9 protein-coding genes are annotated in these 6,510 nt (G+C 76.3%); 2 read left to right on the plus strand and 7 right to left on the minus strand.

Going from position 1 to position 6,510, the window contains the following annotated elements:
* Positions 1-5: 5 nt before the first annotated feature.
* From ACQKM2_RS35140 to ACQKM2_RS35155, 4 genes are all read right to left on the minus strand, one after another.
* A complete protein-coding gene (locus tag ACQKM2_RS35140; RefSeq protein ID WP_427717034.1) occupies positions 6-659 on the minus strand; it encodes an RES family NAD+ phosphorylase in 654 nt (217 codons plus the stop codon).
* Between the two features lie 3 nt (positions 660-662).
* A complete protein-coding gene (locus ACQKM2_RS35145) occupies positions 663-1,310 on the minus strand; it encodes a hypothetical protein (protein ID WP_427717035.1) in 648 nt (215 codons plus the stop codon).
* Positions 1,307-1,591, minus strand: coding sequence for a hypothetical protein (locus ACQKM2_RS35150; protein WP_427717037.1), 285 nt, complete (start codon positions 1,589-1,591; stop codon positions 1,307-1,309). Before ACQKM2_RS35150 ends, ACQKM2_RS35145 begins: the two co-directional genes overlap by 4 nt.
* 171 nt (positions 1,592-1,762) lie before the next feature.
* Complete coding sequence (locus ACQKM2_RS35155) at positions 1,763-2,473, minus strand: FadR/GntR family transcriptional regulator (protein ID WP_427717039.1); 711 nt, start codon at positions 2,471-2,473, stop codon at positions 1,763-1,765.
* Positions 2,474-2,624: 151 nt separating this feature from the next.
* On the opposite strand from ACQKM2_RS35155, the gene ACQKM2_RS35160 reads away from it, so the two are divergent.
* The gene (locus ACQKM2_RS35160) at positions 2,625-3,110 is read left to right on the plus strand and encodes a gluconokinase (protein WP_427717045.1); all 486 of its coding nucleotides are present in this window, start codon (positions 2,625-2,627) and stop codon (positions 3,108-3,110) included.
* Positions 3,111-3,121: 11 nt separating this feature from the next.
* On the plus strand, positions 3,122-4,519 hold the full coding sequence (locus ACQKM2_RS35165) for a gluconate:H+ symporter (protein ID WP_427717040.1): 1,398 nt from the start codon (positions 3,122-3,124) through the stop codon (positions 4,517-4,519).
* 38 nt (positions 4,520-4,557) lie between these two features.
* On the opposite strand, the gene ACQKM2_RS35170 is transcribed toward ACQKM2_RS35165, so the two are convergent.
* The 3 genes from ACQKM2_RS35170 to ACQKM2_RS35180 are packed head-to-tail and all read right to left on the minus strand — an operon-like array spanning position 4,558 to position 6,414.
* Entirely contained in the window at positions 4,558-4,800 is a 243-nt protein-coding gene (locus ACQKM2_RS35170; protein ID WP_385771616.1) for a hypothetical protein, read from the minus strand.
* A complete protein-coding gene (locus ACQKM2_RS35175) occupies positions 4,797-5,501 on the minus strand; it encodes a hypothetical protein (protein WP_427717041.1) in 705 nt (234 codons plus the stop codon). Before ACQKM2_RS35175 ends, ACQKM2_RS35170 begins: the two co-directional genes overlap by 4 nt.
* A gap of 37 nt (positions 5,502-5,538) precedes the next feature.
* On the minus strand, positions 5,539-6,414 hold the full coding sequence (locus tag ACQKM2_RS35180) for a hypothetical protein (protein WP_427717043.1): 876 nt from the start codon (positions 6,412-6,414) through the stop codon (positions 5,539-5,541).
* Positions 6,415-6,510: the final 96 nt, after the last annotated feature.

Raw genomic sequence — 6,510 nt, forward strand, 5'->3', positions numbered from 1 at the left:
GGGGCTCAGGGCGCGAGGCGGGCGTGATAGGGCAGCAGGACCTGGTCGAGCCAGCGGCGGCCCGGCGCGGTGGCGAAGTCCACGGGGTCCTCGCCGGTGGGGGCGAGGACGGCGGGCGGGCAGCGGTCGGCGAACAGGACGAGGGCCCGCTCGCCCGGCTCCCGTTTGGAGGACCAGAGGAACCCCTGCGCCCACGGGTCGGTGTGGCGGCGTATCCAGTGCGCCCAGTCGCGGGTGTACGGGTAGTCGCGGGCCTCGGCCTGGACGAGCCAGCTGTCCTGGTGGACGGCGGCCAGGTCCTGCCCGGTGACCAGCGCGACCACGTCGAGGGACTCGGTGAGGCGCAGCGCCGACAGCCGGCGGCCGGTGACGGCCACCCGGGGTACCAGCCGGGCCGCGCCGGAGGGGTCGAAGGGCAGCGAGTGCAGGACGCTCTCGCTGACGGCGGCCTGCGGGGTGAGTCCGGCGTACAGGTAGCCGTACCGGTCGCAGGAGGTGGAGTCGAAGCGGCCGCCGCCGTAGAGGCAGTGGGCGGGGACGGGGTTGAAGGCGTCGCCGGGGCGGCGGGCCGAGTGCACCCGGTAGAGCGGGGTGCCGGCGGCGAGGGTGACCTTGGCGGGGGTGCCGCCCGGCTCGGCGGGCGGCCGGTAGTTGGGCACGGGCTACTCCCCTTCGGCGAGGAACTCGGCGGCGGTGACGAGCCGTTGCTCGTCGGGGGTGTCGAGCAGGGTGACGGGTGCCGGGCCGAGCCAGGCGTTCGGGGCGAGCCACCAGTCGGCGGCGCCCCAGGGGTCGTCGTCGGCGCCCAGCAGCGCGTTGACCCGGGTGACGGTGGGGCGGACCCGGCCTTCCGGGGTGAACTGGAAGGCGGGCAGCCTGATCAGGCCGCCGGGCGCGCGCAGCCGGATCAGGCCCGGGGCGTAGGGGTCGGGGCCGCGTTCGAGGACTTCGGCGTCGCCGAGGGCGGGGGCGGCGAGGAGGCGGTCGCGGACCTCGCCGAGGACCGGTCCGACCATGCGGTGCCCGTCGAGGACGAGGACGGCCAGGTCGTCGGCGGTGTAGCCGAGGTGCACGGCGGTGGGCGCCCCGGGGGCGGCGGTGAGGCGGCCCTCCCCGGGGAACCGGTCGGGCAGCCGGTCCTGCAGCAGCCGGGCGGCGAGCAGTGCGGCGCGCCGGGCGCCCTCGCCGGTGGCGGTGCGGGAGGCGGTGAGCAGGAGCGCGAGCCGGCGCAGGGAGCCGGGGTCCAGGCGGGGGCGCAGCTCGTCCCAGTCGGCGGCCGCGGCGGCCAGCCGGGCGTAGGCGTCGGTCATGCGCGGGGTCCGTCCGGTGCGGTGCGCGGCCCTTCGACGAGGTCGGCGCGTTCGGCGGCTTCCCGGAGGGTGCACCCGCCCATGGCGGCGACGGCGGCGCGCAACGGCCGTTCGACGGCGGGGAAGTGCGGCTCTCCGGGGCCCCCCGCCCCCGGACCGGCCGACATGCCGGTGAGCAACGGGAGCCGTAGCCCACGCAGTCGGACGATCCCGGCCCGCCGCACTTCCCCCACCTCCGCGAGGACCTCCCCGTAGTCCGGCAGTTGTGCGGGCGACGACATGGCGGCAGGATCGCACCGCCCGCGCACCCGGGACAAGCCGGAACCGGCCCTCTTCCGCCATGGTGCGGGAGCGGCCCGGTCGGAACCGGGTCGCCGGCCGGGCGCGGCGGGGCGGTTCCGGGTCGGATCCTGGGCGGGGCCCGTTTCACTGGGCCGTTTCCCGGGCCCGTTTCAGGGGGCGAGCACGTCGAGTTCCTCCAGGGCGCCGAGGGCGATCCGGCGGGTGAGGGCTTCGGCGGCGGCCGCGTCGCCCTCGCGTACGGCTTCGGCGACCCGTACGTGGAGGGTGACGGCGGCCGGGTCGGGGTCGTGGAACATCACGTCGTGCTGGGTGCGGCCGGTGAGGACCTCGGCGACGACGTCGCCGAGCCGGGCGAACATCTCGTTGCCGGAGGCGTCGAGGACGGTCCGGTGGAAGGCGACGTCGTGGTGGAGGTAGCCCTCCAGCTGGTGGCCGCGGGAGGTGCGGACCATGCCGAGGGCCGCCTCGGTGAGCCGCGCGCACTGCTCGGGGGTGGCGCGGGTGGCGGCGAGTCCGGCGGCGACGGGTTCGACGGCCGAGCGCAGCACGGTCAGGGAGCGCAGCTGGCGGGGGCGGTCGGTGCCGGCGAGCCGCCAGCGGATGACGCGGGGGTCGTAGACGTTCCACTGCTCGGCGGGGCGGACGGTGACCCCGACCCGGCGGCGGGATTCGACGAGCTGCATCGACTCCAGGACCCGGACCACTTCCCGGACGACGGTGCGGGAGGCGTCGAAGCGTCCGGCGATCTCGTCGGTGCGCAGGACGCTGCCGGGCGGGTACTCCCCCGCCGTGATCGCGAGGCCGAGGGTGTCCAGCACCTGGGAGTGGAGTCCTTGGCCCGGACTGCCTTCGGTGGTCATGGCGTAAGCGTACGGTGACGCCCCGAGCGACAAAAGATGTGACGTTTTACCCCTCGGCCCTTGAATAAGTACTACTTAATAGGCTTCAGTGGTCCTCCCAACAACGAGGACAGCGAGGTACGACGTGAGCTCCCAGCGCGTCATTGTGGTGATGGGCGTCGCCGGCACCGGCAAGACGACCGTCGGGCGGCTGCTCGCGGAGGCGCTCGGCCTCCCGTACGCGGAGGGCGACGCCTTCCATCCGCCCGCCAACGTGGCCAAGATGTCGGCCGGCACCCCGCTGGACGACGACGACCGCCGGCCCTGGCTGGACGCGATCGGCGGGTGGATCCGCGACCGGGCCGGGCAGGGCGGCGGCGTGGTCGCCGCCTCCTGCCTCAAGCACGCCTACCGCGACCGGCTGCGCGCGGCCGCTCCGGACGCCGTCTTCGTCCACCTCACCGGGGACCGGACGCTCATCGAGCGGCGCATGGCGGACCGCAAGGGGCACTTCATGCCCGCCTCCCTGCTGGACTCCCAGTTCGCCGTGCTCGAACCGCTCCGGGCGGACGAGCGCGGGTTCGCCGTCGACGTGGCCGGCACGCCCGAGGAGATCACCGAACGGGCGCTGGCCGCCCTCCGAACGTCCGAGAGTTGAGGAACACCACCGTGACCGGTCTCAGCGTCGAGACTCTGGCGGCCGCCGCCCCCGGCCCCATCACCTCGGCCGGTGACGCGCAGCTGGGCGTCGCCGTCCTCGCGGGCATCGCCGTCATCGTCCTGCTCATCACCCGCCTCAAGATGCACGCCTTCCTGGCCCTGACGGTCGGTTCGCTGGCCCTCGGGTCCTTCGCGGGCGCCCCGCTGAACAAGACGATCGCCAGCTTCACCGCGGGCCTCGGCGCCACGGTCGCGGGGGTCGGCGTGCTCATCGCGCTCGGCGCGGTCCTCGGCAGGCTGCTGGCCGACTCGGGCGGCGCGGACGAGATCGTGGACACCATCCTGGCCCGCGCACGGGGCCGGGCGATGCCCTGGGCGATGGTGCTGATCGCCTCGGTGATCGGGCTGCCGCTCTTCTTCGAGGTCGGCATCGTGCTGCTGATCCCGGTGGTGCTGCTGGTCGCCCGGCGCGGCGGCTACTCCCTGATGCGGATCGGCGTGCCCGCGCTGGCCGGCCTGTCGGTGATGCACGGGCTGATCCCGCCGCACCCGGGCCCGCTGGTCGCCGTCGACGCCCTGCACGCGAACCTGGGCGTCACCCTCGCCCTCGGGGTGCTCGTCGCCATCCCCACGGTGGTCATCGCCGGCCCCCTCTTCTCCCGGTACGCGGCGCGCTGGGTGGACATCCCGGCGCCGGAGCCCCTGGCCCCCGAGCGCCCGCCGGTGGAGGCCGCGCACCGCCCCCGGTTCGGGGCCACGGTCTTCACGGTGCTGCTGCCGGTGGCGCTGATGCTGGTCAAGGCGCTCGTCGACATCGTTGTCGATGATCCGGCCGACCCCGTGCAGAAGGTCGCCGACGTCGTCGGCTCCCCGCTGATCGCCCTGCTCGCCGCCGTCCTGGTCGGCATGTTCACCCTCGGCCGGGCCGCCGGGTTCACCCGGGAGCGGCTGTCGTCCACGGTGGAGAAGTCCCTCGCGCCGATCGCCGGGATCCTGCTGATCGTGGGCGCGGGCGGCGGCTTCAAGCAGACGCTGATCGACGCCGGCGTGGGCCAGATGATCCTCGACGTCTCCAAGGACTGGTCCGTTCCGGCCCTGCTGCTGGCCTGGCTGATAGCGGTCGCCATCCGGCTGGCGACGGGCTCGGCGACGGTCGCGACCATCTCGGCGGCCGGGCTGGTGGCACCGCTCGCGGCGGGCATGTCCACCACCGAGACCGCGCTGCTGGTCCTGGCGATCGGAGCGGGCTCGCTGTTCTTCAGCCACGTCAACGACGCCGGTTTCTGGCTGGTGAAGGAGTACTTCGGGATGAGCGTCGGACAGACGCTCAAGACGTGGTCGGTGATGGAGACCGTCATCTCCGTCTCCGGCCTGGGCTTCGTCCTGCTGCTGTCGCTGGTCCTCTGACCCGCGGCCGAGCGTCGCCGCGGGGTTCACCGCGGGGGTCACCGCCGCCGGACGTGCGGGCCCTCCAGCTGCGCCGCCGCCAGGGCGAGGCCCGCGGCGGCGCGGGCGCACCGGTCGGCGAGGGCGGCGACCTCGGCGCGGTACGCGTCGGCCTCCTGGCCGCGCCACTCCAGGGCGGCCGCGCCCGCCCGCAGCCGCCGGGCGTGGGAGCGCAGGGCGGCGGAGTGGGTGCGCAGGCCGTCCGCCGGGGCGGGGCGGCTCGTCAGGGGGCAGTCGCTCACGGGCTCCTCCAGGGGTTCGCGGCCGCGGGCGCGGGCGCCGCCGGGCCGGGGCTGCGGGCGCAGAAGGCCCGCAGGGCGGCGCCGAGGCCCAGCAGGGGTTCGGGGGTGACGGCCCGGCCGGTGGCCACCTGCCAGCCCGCGTGGTCGTTGAAGGGGTTCTCGTCGGTCAGGGCGTGCCAGGCCAGGACGTCCGCGAACGCCGGGGTCAGCAGGGCGAACGCCCGCGGGGCGCCCCGTTCGCGCAGCAGGGTGCGGAAGGCGCGGGCCGCGTCGGCCTGCCGGTCCTCGGCGACCGCCCGCAGCAGGGCGGCGCAGTCCGGGTCGGCCAGCAGTTCGGGGCGGCCCGCGGTCACCCCGCGGATCCGGCCCTTGAGCCCGCAGACGGCGGTGCTGACGGCGAGGCTCTCGCGGCCGCCCAGGATCCCGGCGAGCCAGCCCGCCCGGGCCAGCCCCCGTCCGCGCGGGGCCCAGCCCAGTCCGGCCGGGTCGGTGAGGGTCCGCAGCAGGGTGCGCCAGGCCCGGCGGCGGCTCCCGCCCCGGCCCACGAGGGCCCCCGCCGTCAGGCGGGGTCCGAGGGCGAGTCCGGAGGCGTACCGGGCGGCCTCGCCGACGGCGTCGGCCGCCTCGGCCAGGTCCCGGCACAGGGCGTCGAGCGTGTCGGCGTCCGGGTCGGTGGCCAGGGCGGTCGCGGCGTCGGACATGGGTTCCTCGCGGGGGCTGCGTACGGTGACTTCGGCATCACCGTACGTCCGCCCCGCGGGCGGCGCGCGCGGGAGCGGGACCGAACGCGGCCTCGCGGAACGCCGCGCGCGGCGGGCCGGAGCCGTCGCCCTCCGGGCCGGGGACGAGCAGGGCCCAGCGGTTCTGGCGGGGCGAGATCCACACGGCCGGGCCGGAGCCGGACGGGGGGTGGTGGGTCCAGACCCCGGCGGGTGCGGGGTGCCAGAGCAGGCCGCGCGAGGGGGTGAGTTCGCCGGTGCGGATCCGCAGGGACTCGGCGGTCCAGGCGCGGCTGACGGGCCGTTCGGCCGCGGCGGCGCCGACCTCCGCGGTGCCGTCGGTGTCGTCGGTGCCGTCGGTGCCGTCGGTGTCGTCGGTGCCGTCGGTGCCGTCCGTGTCGTCGGTGGAGAGCAGGTGGCGCAGGAACCGGGCCAGGTCGGCCGGGCAGGTGCGCAGGGTGGTGCCGGCGAAGCGGGTGCGGGTCATGCCGAGGGGCCCCCAGACCCGGGTGCGGGCGCAGTCGGCCAGCGGGGTGCCGGCGAGGTGTTCGGCGAGGCGGGTGAGGGCGTCGAGGGGGGCCGGGCCGTCGCACCGGGTGAGCAGGTGGTGGGTGGTGGTGCCGCCGGGCAGCCCCGCCGCGGGGCTCTCCCCGTAGGCGGTGAGGGGGGTGTGCAGGGTCAGCTCGCCCCGGTCGACGAGGCCGCCGATGACGGGCCAGAGCGCGAGCAGCGGGGTCATCGCCCCGGCGTCGAGCGGGGCGTGCCAGTCCCGGTCGTTCCCGTCGTCTCCGTCGGGGGTGCCGGGGCGGGCGGCGTGGACGGCGTCGGCCGATCCCACCGCCCAGAGCGCGGCCGGGCCCGCGGCCCGTTCGAGTGCCTCGGTCTGCGGCGTCATGGTCCTCCACGCTACGTCGCCCCGCCGGGCGGGCCGGGCACGCCGGCCGGGATGTCCCGGTGGAGCCGCCGCCCGCCACCCGATTGCCGGGCGGCG

Source organism: Streptomyces sp. NPDC004126 (assembly GCF_050275515.1).
GTDB lineage: Bacteria > Actinomycetota > Actinomycetes > Streptomycetales > Streptomycetaceae > Streptomyces.